This is a genomic window from Thalassospira marina (assembly GCF_002844375.1).
Taxonomy (GTDB): Bacteria; Pseudomonadota; Alphaproteobacteria; order Rhodospirillales; family Thalassospiraceae; genus Thalassospira; species Thalassospira marina.
Map to the genome: position 1 here is coordinate 4,487,460 of NZ_CP024199.1, position 21,602 is coordinate 4,509,061.

Here is a 21,602-nt window from a genome sequence, read left to right on the forward strand (position 1 = left end):
CCTTGCTGGAATGCCCGGTTTTCGCCCGTTGCAAGGTATAGCACATCATAGACAAGGGTAGGTTTTACCCCGATTTTCAGGGCGATGTTGTTTATGTATTTTATGGCATGAAGAGCAGGTATATGCATAAAGTTTCAAGTAAATTTTGATATAGGAATTCACAACCAAAAATCGAAATTTGGTTGAGTCTGAATGACCAAAACAAAGATTTGAAAGTTTTGTTTTCGGCTATTTAGATTGCACTAGAGTATTGGCAGAAATACTCAACTAAAACGGAATCTGTTTGAGTCCGGGTAATAAAATTTCCAAATGGAAACTGACTCGTCTATTTTGAGATGAAATTCTGCGAATATTTAACGAAATCTGACGTGCTTTATCTACAGGTCAGAAAATGTCAGATTTCGGTTATTAGGGGATCTCAATATTCCCCGATGTGCCACATTATCCTTGAGAATAGATAAAGTGCATAAGCCGAAGGTACTGATATCCGGCCAATATTGGCTGATTTGTATATTAGATTATGTCGTAAAAATAATACGCAAGTATAAAATAAGATTCTGTTAACCTTTAAATATTGACTGATTTCTGTTTTTAGTGCCTCAAAAATTGCCTTGCTACTGGATAGGCTTTCCCGAATAACCGTACCCGGACAGTAAACTTAATATCACAGTCAATATATACTTGCGTATATATTTCGGGGTCTCGGGGTAGGAAATCATGACTAAGCTGTATTTTTCGGCATTGGAACCGCGCGTTCTTCTTGATGCGGCCGCCGTTGCGACAGTTGCTTCAGAAGTCACCCATCATGATCAGGCTGAAACCAAACATCAGGCCGACGCCCAGAAGACCAGCGATGCGTCATCGGATGTGTCGTCGCAATTTGATGCGGTTGTTGCCAATCTGAACCCCGAAACAGCCACCGGCCGCGTGCTTGTTGTGATCGACAGCCGCGTTGAAGGTGCCGAGGAATTTGCCGCCAGCCTGGAAGGCAAAGCCGATGTCCTGATTGTTGATAGTGACCAGTCCGGTGCCAAGGCCATCGCCGATGCCCTGGCATCGGGCACCGATGTTTCCGGTCTGCATATTATCTCGCACGGGGGCGATGGCAGCTTCGAGCTGGGCTCCGACCATATTGACAGTGCCGCACTTGCCAGCGAGGTCGGCAGCGAAATTTCATCCTGGAGCAGTCATTTATCGGCAGGTGCCGATATTTTGCTTTATGGGTGTAACATTGCCAAAGACGAAACCGGCAAACAGTTTGTTGATACATTTTCAAGCCTGACCGGTGCCGATATTGCGGCATCCGATGACGTAACGGGCAATACCGATCTTGGCGGCGACTGGGACCTGGAATATGCCACCGGCCAGATTACGGCCACCCTGCCCGCTGATTCATCTGCCCTGCATTCCATTTCGCAATTGCTGGCCGACCCGGTTGACCCGGTTACGGGACACCAGCCCACCATTTCGGGCATGGGTGTTTCGCAAAACGGTGTTGAAGATACCGCCGTCACCCTTGGCGGTATTTCTGTTGGTGATATCGACCATGATGCCAGCAATGTTGGCGAAACGCTGACTGTGACGATTACGGTTGTTGACGGTTCGTCAAATCCGACGGGTTCGATTGCGTTAAACGGGACGGCCGGTCTTGATAGCGTCACGGGCGATAACGGCAATACCATTACGCTTGTGGGCAAGCAGGATGCGATCAATGCTGCCCTGAACAACATGGTTCTGACCCCGTCGGAAAACTATAACGGTACTGTAAATGTTCATCTGACGGTGAATGACGGCACCACGGGTGATGTTACCGATACCATCACGGTCAATCTGTCACCGGTGAACGATGCCCCGGATATGAGCCCGTCACCGGTTTCGGTTGATGAAGGTGGCTCGGTTACCATCGGGACCGATATTTTCAATCTGACCGACCCGGAACTTGGCATCACCCAGACGGCAAGCCAGGAAGTTTTCCAGGTTACGGCACTGCCGACCGAAGGTGTGCTTAAACTTAATGGCAACAACCTGCTGGTGGGCAGTACCTTCTCGCTGCAGGATGTGATCAGTGGCAAGCTGACCTATAAGCATGACGGAACCGACATTATCGTTGGCAGCAACGACGTTGACGGCTTCAAGGTTACCGTGAATGACGGTGGCGGTAGCGGCAATGTCGGCCCGTTTGACGTTGCCATCAATATCGCCCCGGTCAACCAGGCCCCCACCGTGGATGGCAGCCCGACGGTTCATGAAGGCGAGGGAACCGAGGATGTTTATAATTCACCCGGCACGGTGACGCAGGCGGCCGAGATCGGATCGCTTTTGAACATTTCCGGTGGTGATGCTGACAGCGCCGATGATCTGGCAAATATGACCATCACCATTTCCGAAGTTGATAATCAGGGGCATGGCACCCTGTTTATCGATACGGATGGCGATGGCATTTTCAATTCCGGCATCGACCAGATTATTACCGGTTCGGTTACGATTTCGGGTGCGGATATTGGCAAGCTGAAATTTGCCCATAATGGCACGGAGCCCGATGGCAACAGCCCCAGTTTTAAAATCACCGTAACCGATGGCGGCGGTGGTGCGGGTGATGCGGCAAAGGCCAGTGTTTCCAAAACCATCACCATTGGCGTGATCGGCAATGATGATAACCCCGAAATTGATACCAACAGCCCCCAAACCGTGGATGCTGGTGTTGTTACTGTATTGTCTTCGGCAAACCTGAAAGTTACCGATATTGACGATACCAGTGGCGGCAAGCAGCTGGTTTACAAGATTACGTCACTGCCGACCTATGGCGAATTGCGCCTGAATGGCGTGATCCTGAGCGTGGGTGACCGTTTCAGCCAGGACGACCTTGATAACGGCCGGGTGACCTATTTCCAGACGGCAAAGGTTACTGCAGCCGACCGTGTATCGGGTGAAAACTATGTCGCGGATGGCTTCAGCTTTGAAGTTCGCGATTCACAATTGCGGTCCTATAACCAGGCTGGTGCCGAAGGTGGCGTGGTCGACCCGACGACGGGCAACATCAAAACCAACAGCTTCGAGCTGCGCATTAATGGCGATTGGACCGGTGACGGCGGTGAAACCCCTGATGGATCGGTGACCATCAAGGGAACCCCGGTCAATAGCGGCCTGCAGGTAACCGAGGAAGACGGCATTGTTGGGGGTGCGGATACCGGCACCATCACGTCTTCGATGCTGAATTACATTTTACAGGCGACCAGCGGTGGCAATACCTATGACATTGCCTCCAGCGACACGATTTACCGTCTGACGGACCTTCCGACCAATGGCAAGCTGTATCTGAACGGTGTTGAACTGCATGTGTTCGATTCCTTTACCCAGGCAGATATCGACGCCAATAATGTAACCTTTGTGCATGATGGCAGCGAAGACCATCAAAGCAGCTTCGGGTTCTCGCTGTCGGTTGGTGTGAATGAAGTCGTCAAGACGACTTTTTCGCTGCGCGCAACCGCGACAAATGATGCGCCGACCGTTTCGGGCGGCACCGCAACTGTTGCAGAAGGCAGTGCGGTTGGGCTGACCACGTCATCGCTGGGCATGGCGGATGCCGATACTTCCAACGAACCCGGTGAACCGTCGGATGCCAATGATGAAGCCCAGGCAGATGATCTGTATATCCAGATCACGACATTGCCGCAAAATGGCACCCTGCAATATCTTAGCAATGGAACCTGGATTGATATTCAGGCGGGTGACTGGATTTCGGCCAAGCTTCTGACCGGCGATGAAAACACCACCGGAATTCGTTATTTGCAAACCGTGGATGCCGTTGCCAGCGACAGTTTTGAATATCGCGTGCGCGATGATTTCAAGGATAATAGTGACAACGACACCGACAATGTCCGCAGCAGTGTGGCCGACCCGGATGCCAACCATGTTTCGGGCAATGGCACCGTTAACCTGACGATCACATCGGTTGATAACCACGCGCCGACCATTAACGGCAACCCGAAAGCCTATGAAGGCCAGGGCAGCGAAAACCTTTATAACGATAATTCCACCAAGACCCAGGCCGCCGATATTGGCGGACAGATCACCATTGCCGATTTTGACAGCTATGATGATGATACGCGCCTGACGGTTTCGATCACCAATGTCGATACCCACGGTGTTGGCACGCTGTTTCTGGATGTAGATGGCGATGGTTATTTTGGCGCGGGTGATACGCAAATTACCGGCGACACGGCCAATCTGACGATTGCGCAGCTTAAAACCCTGAAATTCATTCATGACGGGGCGGAACCCTCGGATGCGACGGACCCGTCCTTTACCCTGACCGTAACCGACAGCGGTGGCGGTTTTGGGGTTGGCGAGGCACTTTCGACCAGCAAAAATATCGTGATAGATATTTTGGCAAACGATGATTATTCATCGCTTGATACCAATAACACCGCCCAGATTGATGCAGGTCAGTCTTTTGTCATTGATACATCCTATCTTAGCGTTTCTGACGTCGATGACACCAGCAATGGCACCCAGCTTGTTTATGAAGTGACCGATCTGCCCGATCATGGTGAATTGCGCCTGAACGGGGTGCGTCTGACACTGGGTGACCGGTTCAGTCAGGCTGATGTGGCCGCTGGCAAGCTGGTTTATGTGCAGAATGGTGCCGTTGATGACCCGGATGCCAAAGCCAGTGGAACCGCCTTTACCGCTGATAGCTTTGATTTCAAGGTTTACGATTCCCAGCAGCGTGCCTTTAATAATGATGGTGCCGATGGTGGCGTGGTTGACCCCAACAACAACCATGAAATTGCGACAAATACCTTCAATATCGAAATCCAGGGCGATTTCGCAGGTGACGGTGGCACGGCAACATCCAGCGACCCGGTTACGATTGTTGATTCAACCAATAACGGCATCGACGTTGTTGAAGGTGATGGTGTTTCGGGTGGCAGCGATACCCACACCATTTCATCGTCCGAACTGAATTATGAATTGAAATACACCCAGGGCGGGTCGGAATATACTGTTCCTGCCGATGCCACGGTTTACCGTATCAGCAGCCTGCCAACCAATGGCACCCTGTATGTCGATGGCAAGGCCATTGACAGCCTGTATGATTCCTTCACCCAGGACGATATCGATAATGGCCGGGTGGTTTTTGTTCATGACGGTGGCGAAATCCATCAGGGCAGCTTTGGTTTCACCATCTCGGTCGGGACGTCCGAGGCGGTTGCGGGCACATTTGCGCTGCGGGCGACCGCAACCAATGACGCACCAACAGCAACTGGCGGCACCCTGGCCGATGTTACGCAGGGGGCGACGGTTGGCATTACCACCGGCGCCCTGGGCATGTCCGATGTGGACGTTGCCAATGAAACTGGCGAACCGGGCAGCAACCCCGAAGCCTCCAGCGATGATCTGTTCTTCAAGGTGACCGATCTGCCCGATGGCGGTAAGCTGCAATATTACGATGATGGAACATCAAGCTGGGTGGATGTTGGCGCAAATGACTGGCTGTCGGCCGGGTTGCTGACAGGGGATAGCGCCACAACCAAGCTGCGTTACGTTAATGACAGCGGCATCGCCCTGTCGGCGGATAATTTCAAATTTATCGTCCGTGATGACCTCAGCACGGTGGACGGTGCCAAGCAAACCGCAGCAGACCCGGCAACCGGCAATGTATCGGCAGAAAAGCAGGTTAGCTGGAATATCGTGGCGTCGGTCAATCATGCACCGACCATTGATGGCACGCCCAGCGTCTATGAAGGCCAGGGCACCGAGGATGTATATAACAATCCCGGCACCAAAACATCGGCAGCCGATATTGGCGGCCAGATTACCATTGGTGATGTTGATACCAGCGATAGCGGCAATCTGGGGATCGTGATTTCCGATATCGATACCTATGGTCTGGGCACCCTGTTCCTTGATGCCAATGGCAATGGCCAGGTTGATAGCGGTGAAGCCATCACCGGCACAACGGCCACGCTTACCATGGCGGAATTCAAAACCCTGAAATTTGCCCATAATGGCACCGAACCGGACGGCACCACCAAACCCGAATTCAAGCTGACCGTTACCGATGCGGGCGGTGAACCGGGCGCTGGCCATGAATTGACCACGGCAAAAACCATCCAGATCGATGTGATTGCCAATGATGACCACTCGGTTCTTGATACCAACAAACCCACAACGGTTCAGGCTGGTGTTTCGACGGTTATTACCCGCAATTTCCTGCATGTTTCCGATGTCGATGACACCAGCAATGGCACCGAAATCGTCTATCGTCTGACGTCGCTGCCGACCTATGGTGAATTGCGCCTGAATGGCAATTTGCTGACGGTGAACAGCACCTTTACCCAGGCCGATATCGATGCCGGGCGCCTGACCTATGTTCAGACCAAGGCCGTTACTGATTCCGACAATTCAACGGCAGGCACGTCCTATACCTCTGACAGCTTCAATTTCGAGGTCAGGGATTCGCACAGCCGCGTATTTAACAATGCCGGTCAGGCTGGCGGTGTGGTTAACAGTGCCGATGGCACCATTGCCACCAATACCTTCAATCTGCAAATCCAGGGCAGCTATGACCCGGATGCAGCCCCAACCGGTGACCCGGTTGTCATTGACCAAAGCTCGGTCAATACCGGCATTGAAGTGTATGAAGGTGATGGTCAGTTTGGCGGTACGGACAATGATACCGTTACCATTACCAGCCAGAATTTGTCCTATACGCTAAAGGCGACACAGGGAACGTCGGAATATACCATTCCGACCGAAGGCACGGTTTACCGTCTGACCACGCTGCCGCAAAACGGCACCCTGTATCTGAATGGCAAGGCACTGGGGATTTATGATTCCTTCACCCAGGCCGATATCAATAACGGGCTTTTGAAATTTACCCATGACGGGGGCGAAACCCATCATGGCAGCTTCAATTTCTCGATCTCGATCGGGACGGGCCAGCTGGCCGATGACCGCGCCCAGGGCACCTTCACCATTACCGCCATTCCGGTCAATGATGCCCCCACAGCAGATGGCGGCTCTGTTCCGACCATTGGCGAAGGCGCGACGGTTACCATCACGACGGGCACCATGAAGATCGGTGATGTCGATAACCAGGCCGAAGCAGACGAACCGTACGGCGAAGCGGTTATTGATGATCTGTATTTCCAGATTGTTGACCTGCCCGATACCGGCACGCTGCAATATAAGGATGCAGGTGGAAACTGGGTTGATGTTCAGGCTGGTGACTGGCTGTCTGCCAGCCTGTTGACCGGCGATAAAAACACGACCGGCCTGCGCTACATCCATGATGGTACGGAAAACTTTACGGACAGCTTCCAGTTCCGGGTGCGCGATGACCTGCATAGCAGCGATGGTTTGCGCCAGACGGCAACGGACCCAGCGACCATCAATACCTCCAATAATGCGACGGTCAATTTCACCATTGCCCCGCTTAACGATGCGCCGATTTCCGATCAGAATGCGGCAGCAGACAGCGCAACAACGGAAAATGGCCGGACCACGGTTAACGAAGTGCTGGAAGTTTCCGAAGGTGGCACCGGCACAATTTCGGATAGCTATCTTGTTTCGGTTGATCCCGATAACGCCCCGGAAACCTTGCAGTATCGCATTACGCAAAATGTGACGTCAGGTGTTCTTTATCTTGATGGCAAGCGTTTGGGGGTTGGCTCGGTCTTTACCCAGGCCGACATTGATGCCGGCCGTCTGACCTATATCCATGATGGTTCGGAAGTCCGGTCCGATAATTTCCAGTATATCGTTTCTGACAGTGTCAACGACCACACCTGGACGGTTGATGGCACCAAGGCTGCCTCGCAGTTTGACATTATCGTGCCTGCGTCGGGCTATGCCAACGATGTGCCCAAAATCACCCGTGCGGGTGCCGACTATGATGTGTATGGCACCAACACCTTTGATATGGATGGCAAATTCACCCTGAGCGACCCTGACCTTGTTGTGGTTGACAGCCCGGGTGAAACTGATTTCGTTTCCGTAACGGTTGTTCTTAAGGACAAGGACGGCAATGCGGTTGATCTAAGCTCATCAGGTGATCTGGCGCTGGGGACCCTCACAGGCATTACCGTAACGTCCGATGTTGCCAGCAGCGGTTCAATTACCTTCCAGGGTTCACTTGCCGACGTGCAGGCCGCCCTTAATAGTATGAATGTTGTTCTGCCCGATGGCGACCATGACACGACCTACACGGTTGAAGTCAGCGTTGATGACCGCTTACGTGATAGCAGCGGTAATTTGACTGCCGGTGCCAATGGTTCGGAAAATGCGACCATCAACCAGGATGGTTCGACGATCAATGATGCCAATAATATCGCCAAAACATCGGTGCTGTTGCGCGCATCACGCACCAATACCCCGCCGACGATTGATGTTCCCAATCCCGGTGATGCCCGCGTTACATACGAAGATACGACCAAAACCATTTCCGGTATTCGCATTGACGATACCGATGCCTTTGGCAAAGACGTTAAGGTAACCCTGTCGGTCAGCAATGGCCGTCTTGAATTTTCGGCACCGGGCGATGTGACGATTTCGGGCAATGACAGCGGCACCGTTACGCTGACCGGTTCTGTGACCGAGATCAACGCGATCATGGATCAGCTGACCTATGCCGGGAACCAGGATTATGTTGGTGCCGATGTCCTGAACATTACGGTTAACGACCTTGGCAATTCCGGTGGTCCGGCTGAAACGGCAACGACCACGGTTAATATTACCGTTAAGTCCGTCAACGATGCGCCGACCATTACCAATGGCACAACGGGTCGCATTGATGTTGTGAATAACAACACCTACACCTTTGGCGATAGCAGCAATGGTTTCATCATTGATGACATCGACCTTGATGGCGGTGCGGGTGATGATGCCTTTGTGGTTACGGTTCGTATTCTTGATCCGAATGGCAATCCGGTTTCGGCGGCCTCCTACACCACCGGTTCAAACAATATCGTCATCAGCAGCACGGACAGCAGTGGTGCCGTTACGGTGGATGGTACCTATAACGGGGATGGTGCTGCCCTGCGCATTTCCGGTTCGGAAGCCGATATCAATAATTACCTGAAGGGGCTTCAGGTTAATTTTGGTGATTTTGGTGAACAGAACCAGACCTATAAGGTCCAGGTTATCGTTGATGACCGTATGCCCGCTTCACCGGAAGGCTCGGATAATAACGCGCTTGAATCATCAGACATGGCCAATGGCGGCCCCAACCCGGACCAGACGCCTTATGACTCGGCACCAAATATTGATGCCACACCGATTGATCCCTATACGACCGATGTTTCGGCATCGAATTTCCAGTATAACGTGGCGGCTGTCACCCGCGATGTGTTCCTGACGGCCTATAACACCCCAGCCAAGGTCACGGGCAATAATTTCAGCGTTGATGAAAGCAATGGCGTTATTAACGTTAATGGCAGCAATGCCAATCTGACCATCGATGACGTTGATGATCTTGGTCAGGACATGTCGGTAACGCTGACGGTTTCGGCGGGCAGCACCATTACGGGCCTGAACAACCAGACGGCCGATGGCGCCGGGATTACCGGGCTGGGCGGTACGAGCGTGACGCTTTCCGGTTTTAACGAAGCCGAACTTAATGCCATTCTGAAAACCATTGTCGTCAAGGTCCCGACTGAAACCGGTGATGCGGGCAGCAATTCCAATTTCAACGGCGATATTACCCTGACGGTTGCGGTCAACGACCTTGGTAACACCGGCTTGCGTCCGGATAGCCTGACTGGCGACACCAATGATGCGGCGGCCAATCCCGGTGATTATGCTTATGCGGATGGTTCGTCTGCGGAACTGGTTACGACCCGTACTATCACGATCACAGTCAACCCCACCAACGATGCACCAACAATCAGTGCCGGCACCACGTCGCACAATGTCACGGAAAGCAATGTGGTGGGGCAGGGTACGCCGGAAACCACCATTCTTGATAACGTCACCATCGGCGATGTTGACCTTGCAACAACGGGCGGGCTTGATGCCAATACCTTTGGTAAAGGCCAGATCGTTGTTTCGCTGACGGGTGCTCAGGCAGGTGAAGTTCTTTCCGTTAGTGGATCGCTTGCCGGTATTGACAGTGTTACGGGTGGTACAGGCGGTAGCGCCCTTACGATCAATCTGACCGATACGGCGACCCTGGCCGAAGTGAAGGCCATTGTTGAGGCCATCAAATATCAGTCCACCGGCGATATCGTGACCGGCACGCGCAATATTACGGTTAATCTGTATGACGCGCAGGGCAGCAGCCAGGATGGCAACATTCAAAGTGGCGGTGATGCCGGTGCATCACGCCTGAGCGCGTCGATTGCTGCTACGGTAACCGTTACCGAACAGAACGACCCGCCCAGCATTTCCGGTTCTCCGTCCATTACGGCCAAGGAAGATATCGATTATGTCTTCCAGGTCAGTGATTTCAACTTCACCCAAACCGGTGGTGAAAGCGCGCTTGATACCGAACTGGGTCAGATCACTGTCAAATCTTTGCCCGACGGGGCAAAGGGCGATCTGTTGTTGCAGACGGGAACAGATGGTAATGGCGACCCGGTCTATAGTGCGGTTACAGCCAATCAGACCATTTCGGCACAGGATATTGCCGATGGTAAGCTGATCTATCGTTCCGATCTCAACCTGAACCAGTCGCAGGCGGATAACAGCTTTACCTATAGCGTCTGGGACAAAGGGCATGCCAGCGATACCACCATTCGGGAATCTGCTGATGGCACCATGCAGATCAATGTTGATCAGCAAAACGATGCCCCGGTTCTTGATGCGACCAATAAAACGGCAAGTGCAACCGAAAGTGCTACCAGTGCAACGGGTACTGACCCGGTTCAGATTGTTTCGGGTGTTTCGCTTAGCGATATCGACCTTTCCACAACCGATGGCCTGAGTGTTTTTGGTAAAGGCACGCTGACGGTTGAAATTGTCGGTGCAACGACTGCCACCAAGGAATATCTGACGCTTTCGGGCAGCCTGCCTGCTGGTGTGACGGTGGTTGATTCCCAGGGCAATCCCATTTCGCTTTCCAGCACGGTTGGTGATAACAAACTGGTCTTCAGCCTGGATGCCGATACCACGGCTGCCGAAGTCCAAAGCCTGATGGAAAGCCTGCGCTATCATACGGAATCGGACGTTCTTGACGGGGCACGTACCGTTAAATTCACCATCAATGATGGCAATAACGAACAGACAAACGGCAATACAGCCGGTGGCCCGACCAGCCTTGAAGCAACGCTGAACGCCACAGTTACCATTACCGAAGTCAACGACCCGCCAGCAGGTGGGGATCAGACGGTTGTTACCCTTGAAGACACCGATTATGCGCTGAAAGTTTCGGATTTCAATTACACCCAGCCCGGTGATGAAACCGATACCTTCAAGGCTGTCCGCATTGATACCCTGCCGGGTAGTGGCACGCTGAAGCTGAACGGTGTTGCGATTACGGCGGGTACGGTGGTTTCGATAGCCGATATCACATCGGGCAATCTGGTTTACAGCCCGGCTGAAAATGTGAACGGCGATGCGGCTGCGACCTTTACCTTCTCGGTCCAGGATAGCCGCGACGGGTTTGATACCTCGCCCAATACCATTACCGTTGATATCACCCCGCAAAACGACGCACCGACCTTCAATGATACGGTTGGCGTTGTTACCAGCGTCAATGAAAGCACCGCTGCCAATACCGGCACCAGCCCGGTTGCGATCATTACCGGTGCCAATATTGGCGATATCGACCTTTCGACAACCGGTGCGCTTTCCAGCACGGTTTACGGTGCGGGTAAAATCACCGTTGCTGTGACCGGTGCCACCAGCGCAGATCAACTGACACTGGCCAGTGGCGACCGGCCAAGCGGCGTTACCGTAACGGGTGGCAATAATGGCGCTGCACTGGTTATTACCCTGGATGCCGATACCACGGTAAGCGAAGTCAATGCGATCCTGAATGCCATCAAATATGCCAGCACTTCGGATACGGCATCGGGCGAACGCGTAATTACCACAACCTTAAGCGATGGGCATGCCACCAGCGATGATGGCAACGTGCAAAGCGGTGGTAATGCCGGTGGTCCGGATGCGCTGTCGGTTGATCTGGTGTCGAAAATCACCATCGTCGAACAGAACGACCCGCCTGCATCGTCGGACAATACCGTTACGACGAATGAAGATACGACCTATGTCATCAAGGTATCTGACTTCAATTACACCCAGCCGGGTGGTGAAAACGATACGCTGGGTGGTGTCACCATCAACAGCATCACCGGCACGGGTACGTTCAAGCTCGATGGCAATGCCATCACGGCACCGAAATTTGTAACCTTCGCCGAAATCAATGCCGGCAAACTGGTTTACGAACCGGTCGCCAATGAAAACGGCGATGCCCGGGCGGAAATCAACTTTACGGTCCAGGATTCCCGCGGGCTTGATGCAACGTCATCAAGCGATCTGACAGTCAATGTCACGCCGCAAAACGATGCACCGACCTTCAACAACACGGTTGGTGTTGTTACCAGCGTGAATGAAAGCACGGATGCCAATAAGGGTGTCCCGGCAACGGCGATCATTACCGGTGCGAATATCGGTGATATCGACCTTTCAACGACCGGTGCACTGTCGGGCACGGTTTATGGTGAAGGCAAGATTACGGTTGCCATTACCAGTGCCGATGCCAGCGAACAGCTGACGATTGATACCTCAGTGCTCACGGGCAGTGCGTTGCCGTCGGGTGTTGTCGTTACAGGGGGCGTTAATGGCGCCAATCTGGTGATCACACTCGATAACGACACCACGATCGCCCAGGTCAATGAAATTCTCAATGCGATCCGTTATAGCACCACTTCGGATACCTTTACCGGCGGCGAACGCACGATCACGACGACGCTGAGCGATGGCAAGGTCTCGACCGATGACGGTAACGTTCAGGCTGGCGGTAATGCCGGTGGCCCGGATGCCCTGTCGGTTGATCTGATTTCCAAGATCACAGTTGTCGAACAGAACGACCCGCCCGCATCGTCTGATAATACCGTTACGACGAATGAAGATACGACCTATGTCATCAAGGTATCTGACTTCAATTACACCCAGCCGGGTGGTGAAAACGATACGCTGGGTGGTGTCACCATCAACAGCATTACCGGCACGGGTACGTTCAAGCTCGATGGCAATGCCATCACGGCACCGAAATTTGTAACCTTCGCCGAAATCAATGCCGGCAAACTGGTTTACGAACCGGTCGCCAATGAAAACGGCGATGCCCGGGCGGAAATCAACTTTACGGTCCAGGATTCCCGCGGGCTTGATGCAACGTCATCAAGCGATCTGACAGTCAATGTCACGCCGCAAAACGATGCACCGACCTTCAACAACACGGTTGGTGTTGTTACCAGCGTGAATGAAAGCACGGATGCCAATAAGGGTGTCCCGGCAACGGCGATCATTACCGGTGCGAATATCGGTGATATCGACCTTTCAACGACCGGTGCACTGTCGGGCACGGTTTATGGTGAAGGCACGATCACGGTTGCGATTACCGGTGCGGATGCCAGCGAACAGCTGACGATTGACAGCTCGGCGCTGCCAGCCGGTGTGACGCAGACGGGTGGGGCCAATGGCACCAACCTTGTGATCACGCTGGATGCAAACACGACGATTGCCGAGGTGAATGCGATCCTTGATGCGATCCGTTACAGCACCACTTCGGATACCTTTACCGGTGGTGAACGCACGATCACGACAACGCTGAGCGATGGCAAGGTCTCGACCGATGACGGTAACGTTCAGGCTGGCGGGGATGCCGGTGGTCCGAATGCGCTGTCGGTTGATCTGGTCTCCAAGATCACGGTTGTTGAGAAGAACGACCCGCCATTGGGTGCGGATCAGACGGTGACGACGCCGGAAGATACCGACTATGCCCTTAAGGTAACGGACTTCAATTACAGCCAGCCTGGCGGTGAAAGCGATACGCTCAAGGCGGTGCGGATTGATACCCTGCCGGCCAGTGGCACGCTGAAGCTGAATGGTGTTGCGATTAGCGCGGGTACGGTGGTGTCGGTTGCCGATATCACATCGGGCAAGCTGGTTTACAGCCCGGCGGCCAACGTGAACGGTGATGCGGCTGCGACCTTTACCTTCTCGGTGCAGGATAGCCGTGATGGTTTTGATACCACCCCGAAAACGGTGACAGTCAATATCACCCCGCTGAACGATGCGCCGACCTTCAACAACACGGTTGGTGTTGTTACCAGCGTGAATGAAAGCACGGATGCCAATAAGGGTGTCCCGGCAACGGCGATCATTACCGGTGCGAATATCGGTGATATCGACCTTTCAACGACCGGTGCACTGTCGGGCACGGTTTATGGTGAAGGCACGATCACGGTTGCGATTACCGGTGCGGATGCCAGCGAACAGCTGACGATTGACAGCTCGGCGCTGCCAGCCGGTGTGACGCAGACGGGTGGGGCCAATGGCACCAACCTTGTGATCACGCTGGATGCAAACACGACGATTGCCGAAGTCAATGCGATCCTTGATGCCATCCGTTACAGCACCACGTCGGATACCTTTACCGGTGGTGAACGCACGATCACGACAACGCTGAGCGATGGCAAGGTCTCGACCGATGACGGTAACGTTCAGGCTGGCGGGGATGCCGGTGGTCCGAATGCGCTGTCGGTTGATCTGGTCTCCAAGATCACGGTTGTTGAGAAGAACGACCCGCCATTGGGTGCGGATCAGACGGTGACGACGCCGGAAGATACCGACTATGCCCTTAAGGTAACGGACTTCAATTACAGCCAGCCTGGCGGTGAAAGCGATACGCTCAAGGCGGTGCGGATTGATACCCTGCCGGCCAGTGGCACGCTGAAGCTGAATGGTGTTGCGATTAGCGCGGGTACGGTGGTGTCGGTTGCCGATATCACATCGGGCAAGCTGGTTTACAGCCCGGCGGCCAACGTGAACGGTGATGCGGCTGCGACCTTTACCTTCTCGGTGCAGGATAGCCGTGATGGTTTTGATACCACCCCGAAAACGGTGACAGTCAATATCACCCCGCTGAACGATGCGCCGACCTTCAACAACACGGTTGGTGTTGTTACCAGCGTGAATGAAAGCACGGATGCCAATAAGGGTGTCCCGGCAACGGCGATCATTACCGGTGCGAATATCGGTGATATCGACCTTTCAACGACCGGTGCACTGTCGGGCACGGTTTATGGTGAAGGCACGATCACGGTTGCGATTACCGGTGCGGATGCCAGCGAACAGCTGACGATTGACAGCTCGGCGCTGCCAGCCGGTGTGACGCAGACGGGTGGGGCCAATGGCACCAACCTTGTGATCACGCTGGATGCAAACACGACGATTGCCGAAGTGAATGCGATCCTTGATGCGATCCGTTACAGCACCACTTCTGATACCTTTACCGGTGGTGAACGCACGATCACGACAACGCTGAGCGATGGCAAGGCCTCGACCGATGACGGCAACGTTCAGGCTGGCGGGGATGCCGGTGGCCCGAATGCGCTGTCGGTTGATCTGGTCTCCAAGATCACGGTTGTTGAGAAGAACGACCCGCCATTGGGTGCGGATCAGACGGTGACGACGCCGGAAGATACCGACTATGCCCTGAAGGTAACGGACTTCAATTACAGCCAGCCTGGCGGTGAAAGCGATACGCTCAAGGCGGTGCGGATTGATACCCTGCCAGCCAGTGGCATGCTGAAGCTGAATGGTGTTGCGATTACGGCGGGTACGGTGGTGTCGGTTGCCGATATCACATCGGGCAAGCTGGTTTACAGCCCGGCGGCCAACGTAAACGGTGATGCGGCTGCGACCTTTACCTTCTCGGTGCAGGATAGCCGTGATGGTTTTGATACCACCCCGAAAACGGTGACGGTGAATATCACCCCGCTGAACGATGCACCGACCTTCAACAACACGGTTGGTGTTGTCACCAGCGTGAATGAAAGCACGGATGCCAATAAGGGTGTCCCGGCAACGGCGATCATTACCGGTGCGAATATCGGTGATATCGACCTTTCAACGACCGGCGCACTGTCGGGCACGGTTTATGGTGAAGGCACGATCACGGTTGCGATTACCGGTGCGGATGCCAGCGAACAGCTGACGATTGACAGCTCGGCGCTGCCAGCCGGTGTGACGCAGACGGGTGGGGCCAATGGCACCAACCTTGTGATCACGCTGGATGCAAACACGACGATTGCCGAAGTCAATGCGATCCTTGATGCCATCCGTTACAGCACCACGTCGGATACCTTTACCGGTGGTGAACGCACGATCACGACAACGCTGAGCGATGGCAAGGTCTCGACCGATGACGGCAACGTTCAGGCTGGCGGGGATGCCGGTGGTCCGAATGCGCTGTCGGTTGATCTGGTCTCCAAGATCACGGTTGTTGAAAAGAACGACCCGCCACTGGGTGCGGATCAGACGGTGACGACCCCGGAAGATACCGACTATGCCCTGAAGGTAACGGACTTCAATTACAGCCAGCCTGGCGGTGAAAGCGATACGCTTAAAGCGGTGCGGATTGATACCCTGCCAGCCAGTGGCACGCTGAAGCTGAATGGTGTTGCGATTACGGCGGGTACGGTGGTGTCGGTTGCCGATATCACATCGGGCAAGCTGGTTTACAGCCCGGCGGCCAACGTAAACGGTGATGCGGCTGCGACCTTTACCTTCTCGGTGCAGGATAGCCGTGATGGTTTTGATACCACCCCGAAAACGGTGACGGTGAATATCACGCCGCTGAACGATGCGCCGACCTTCAACAACACGGTTGGTGTTGTCACCAGCGTGAATGAAAGCACGGATGCCAATAAGGGTGTCCCGGCAACGGCGATCATTACCGGCGCGAATATCGGTGATATCGACCTTTCAACGACCGGCGCACTGTCGGGCACGGTTTATGGTGAAGGCACGATCACGGTTGCGATTACCGGTGCGGATGCCAGCGAACAGCTGACGATTGACAGCTCGGCGCTGCCAGCCGGTGTGACGCAGACGGGTGGGGCCAATGGCACCAACCTTGTGATCACGCTGGATGCAAACACGACGATTGCCGAAGTCAATGCGATCCTTGATGCGATCCGTTACAGCACCACTTCGGATACCTTTACCGGTGGTGAACGCACGATCACGACAACGCTGAGCGATGGCAAGGTCTCGACCGATGACGGTAACGTTCAGGCTGGCGGTGATGCCGGTGGTCCGAATGCGCTGTCGGTTGATCTGGTCTCGAAGATCACGGTTGTTGAAAAGAACGACCCGCCTGTCATTAGCGGATCGCCTGCAGTAACCGCGACGGAAGATACGGATTACGCCTTTAAGGTATCGGACTTCAATTACAGCCAGCAGGGCGGGGAAAGCACGGTTGATACGGATCTGAACAAGATCACGATCAAGACCCTGCCTGACAGTGCCAAGGGTAAGCTGTTGCTGCAGACTGGCACCAGTGGTGGCAACCCGGTTTATACCGAAGTTGCCGTGGGCCAGGAAATTTCGGCAGCGGATATTTCGGCAGGCAAGCTGATTTACCGTGCGGACGCCAACCTGAACGGGCCGGAAGCCCAGACCAGCTTTACCTATAGCGTCTGGGACAAGGGCCATGCTGCGAGCAATAATGTTGCTGCGGAATCAACCACTGGCACCATGAATGTCAGCGTCATTGCGGTAAACGACGCACCCGTCCTGAGCGGGACGAGTGAATCACCGGCCATGGTGATCAAGGATGACGGAACGGGCACGACCAGCACGGCAGCCCTTGCCAGCGGTGTGGCGGTTTCCGATATCGACATTACCAAGGACGGTGATGTCAGCAGCTATGGTGGCGGTACCATTACCGTAACCTTTACCGATGGTTATCAGTCTGGTGACCGCCTGACTGTGAATGGTGGTCTGTTGGCTGGCATGACGGGTGTTAGCGGCGGCAATGGTTCGGCGCTGGTGATTTCGCTTGCCAATGATGCGACATCGGCACAGGTAAAGTCGATTATCGAAGCCATTCGGTATGGCAGCGTTGATGCCGACCCGACAGCGGGTAAAACCGATACCACCCGTGCCTATTCGATTGTTCTGAATGATGGCGATAACAATGCCGATGCCGGGACGATTGATGGCACCAATGATGCCGGTGGGCCGACCAGCCTGAATTCGGTTGCGCTGACGGGCACCATTACCTTCCGTTATCCGCCAACGGCAACGGATGATACGGTGACGGTATCGAAAACCAGCACCACGGGAACGGGCAATGTCAAAACCAATGACAATGACCCCGAACATACGGCTGATCCGACCCATGAAGCTGATTTCACCCTGACCAAGGTGAATGGGGCGACGGGGAATGTGGGTAAAACCATTACCGGCACCTACGGCACGATCACGATCAATTCCGATGGTACGTACAGCTATCAGCTTGATACGACCAATCAGGCCGTGATCCAGCAATTGCCGGGTGATGCCGACCTGACGGAAAGCTTTACCTATCAGATTACCGATAATGACGGCCAGACCGATACGGCCACCGTCCATATCAAGATTGTAGGGACCAACCTGCCGCCAGAAGCGACCGATAACAGCAATTCGGTCAAGGTCGGCAATAATGAAACCGCAAGCGGCAACGTCATTTCCGATAATGATGGCGATGGCGTTGATAAAAATACCGAAAATGTCAGCCAGACCCTGTCGGTAGTGGGGATCAAAGGGGCGACCGGTAATATCGGTACGCCGGTTGCCGGAACGTACGGCACCATCACGGTCAATGCGAACGGGACATATAGCTATGTGCTGAACACGGCCAACAGCACGGTGCGTAACCTGCCGGTTGGTCAGACCCTGACGGAAACCTTTACCTATACGCTGTCGGACGGCATCGATACGGATGTTGCAACGGTTACCATCACGATCGAGGGACCGAACGCATCCAAACCGCCATCGCCGCCAACACCCCCGACGCCAACACCGGGACCGGGCGAAACGCCAGGTTCGCCGGATCCTGGCCCCGGTGGTACGCCCGGACCGGGCAATGACCCCTATACCAAGGTTGTGAATACCTTTGGTTCGGGTGTGGATTTCCATTCGCCGCTGATCAATCCGGTACGCCTGACACTGGAATTGCAGGACCGCGTTGCAACGGCAACCGGTATCCAGCTTTTCCCGCTGCCGGCAACCGCGTTCCAGCATACCGACCCAACGGAAACGCTGGATATTGATGCATCGCAGCCTGATGGCTCGCCGTTGCCCGCCTTTGTCAATTTCAACGCCCAGAACATGGTGTTTGTGGTTGATGGTGACGCGGCACGCCTGGCCGGGGTCAAGAGTGTTGATATCCGTGTGACGGGCCGTGACACCCGGGGGAACGAGGCAACCACGACCTTCACCATCCTGTTTACCGACCGCAATGTTGCCGCCCCGGCCGAACCGGGGGCAGACAACGCAAATGGGGATGGTGAACAGGGCAACCAGGATGGCCAGCAATCGCCAGATGGCAATGATGCCAACGGTGATAATGGCGATCAGGGTAATGGCAACAACACCAATGGTGCCAACAGCGTGAAAGCGCCGGCCGCGGACGGAAACGACCGTGCCGAAGCACCGATGACAGATAGCGACGTATTGGCCGGCATGGCAGCAAAAGAACGGATGTTGAGCCGTATTGCTGTGGATGCCCAGGCGATGAATTACGGTCGCCACGCCATTTTGGCCGAACGCGAGGCCTTGCTGGCGGATTTTGCAGCCCTGTTCAAGGGGTAAGGAACAGGACAGCCAAAATCGGATTTATGCCGGAAGCCGTCATCGCGGCTTTCGGCAGGACTGGAGTGGAACAAAGCGGGCCGCCTAAGGCGCGACCTTTAGAAGGGGGAGTTCACAACACAGGTGTGGCCGGTTGCCCTGGCAGCCGGAAGACGTGTTGTGGGACGTGCTTCTTTTAAGGGGGGAAAAGAAGCAAATGGTTACGGAAATGCATAAGATAAAAAGATCTCTGGGCGAGAAACTCATGAACAAGAGCCTGCCGGTTATGGCGGCCATCCTGTTTTTGAGTGGGTGTGCTGTGAAAATGGAACCGATCAGTGATGCGGACATTGCAGCAGCAGCCAAACATGACATGGAAATGATTCAGGCATCGGTCCCGCCAATTAACGGGTCGCTGACATTATCCGAAGCAATCGCACGCGCGCTGAAATACAACCTGGCGAACCGCGTCAAGATCATGGAATCGGCACTTGCCACCAAGAACTTTGACCTGGCAAAGCTTGATATGATGCCGCTTTTCAAGGCGGATGGCGGTTATAGCGCGCGAACGGGCAAAAACGCGACCAACAGCCGCGATTATCGCACCGATGTTGAATCATCTTCCTATTCCTATTCCGATGATCCGCAGCACTGGGACGGTAACCTTCGTTTCAGCTTTAACGTTCTTGATTTTGGCATCAGCTATTTGCAGGCCAAACAGGAAGCCGACCGCGCGGTGATTGCCCTGCATGCCCGCACCAAATCGATGGCGCGGCTGATTCAGGAAGTGCGCACCGCCTTCTGGCGTGTGGTGTTGCTGGAACGTGTCGCACCCGATGTTGATGACCTGCTGGCACGTGCAGACCGGGCGATGAAGGATTTGGAAACCGCCCGGAACGAGGGCCTGCGCCCGCCATTGGCTGTTCTGGAAGACAAGCGTGCGCTGATCGAAATTATCCAGCAGCTTGAAACCATGCAGCAATCAATCGGGGCGGCCCGCATTGATCTGGCATCGTTGATCAACGCGCCGACAAAAAGCGAATTCAAGCTGAAAGTTTCCAGCGATTTCCCGCCGCTGCCGCGACGTGAACCCGATTTTGAAAAGCTGGAACTTTATGCGCTGGTGCATTCGGCCGATTATACCGACGAAATTTATAATCTGCGCATTGCCCAGAATGAATCGCGCAAGGCCATTGCCCGCCTGTTCCCGTCGCTTGAGGGGTTCACATCGCTTAATGCCGATACCAACCACTTCCTTGCCGATCGTTCATGGTATGAGGCCGGTGCGCGCGTTTCGTGGAACCTGTTTAACCTGTTGCGTGTGGGGGATGTAAACGAAACCAACGATGCCCGCCGCAATATGACGGTGGCGCGCCGTATGGCAGCCAATATGGCGGTTATTACATCTGTCCATGTGTCCTGGCAGGAATATGCCGATGCCAATGCCCGCCTTGATCAGGCCAAACGCATTGATGACATCGACAAGGAAATTTCCAAGCTGACCGATGAATCGGTTGCCACCGATGCCGCGACCGGCATGGAACGCATCCGCAGCGAAATTCGTGCCTTGCGGTCGGCTGTGGCAAGGGTGCTGGCCTATTCCGATGCGCAGGATTCCTATGGCCGTTTCCTGTTCAGCCTGGGTTTGGTGCCTGATGTGACCGCATCGCTGAATGCACCGGAAGAAGAACTTGCCGCCAAAATCAAGGAAGCCCTGGATAAATGGGAAGTGGGTGATTTGCCCGCGGTCGATACGATCGGGACCATTCCCGACTTTGTTGAAGAAAAATAGCATTTGAAATGTTTGGTCATGC

2 protein-coding genes are annotated in these 21,602 nt (G+C 54.2%); both read left to right on the forward strand.

Going from position 1 to position 21,602, the window contains the following annotated elements; translation table 11 throughout:
• Positions 1 to 717: 717 nt before the first annotated feature.
• Positions 718 to 19,809 (forward strand): cadherin-like domain-containing protein, encoded by a 19,092-nt coding sequence (locus CSC3H3_RS20460; RefSeq protein ID WP_101286019.1) that lies wholly within the window; start codon positions 718 to 720, stop codon positions 19,807 to 19,809.
• Between the two features lie 244 nt (positions 19,810 to 20,053).
• Positions 20,054 to 21,580, forward strand: a complete 1,527-nt coding sequence (locus tag CSC3H3_RS20465) for a TolC family protein (protein WP_165791856.1) — start codon at positions 20,054 to 20,056, stop codon at positions 21,578 to 21,580.
• The last annotated feature ends 22 nt before the right edge of the window (positions 21,581 to 21,602 follow it).

What these genes read in the sequence shown, in the direction of transcription:
- CSC3H3_RS20460 (WP_101286019.1), top strand. Translation starts at nt 718, where the DNA reads ATGACTAAGCTGTATTTTTCGGCATTGGAACCGCGCGTTCTTCTTGAT.
- CSC3H3_RS20465 (WP_165791856.1), top strand. Translation starts at nt 20,054, where the DNA reads ATGAACAAGAGCCTGCCGGTTATGGCGGCCATCCTGTTTTTGAGTGGG.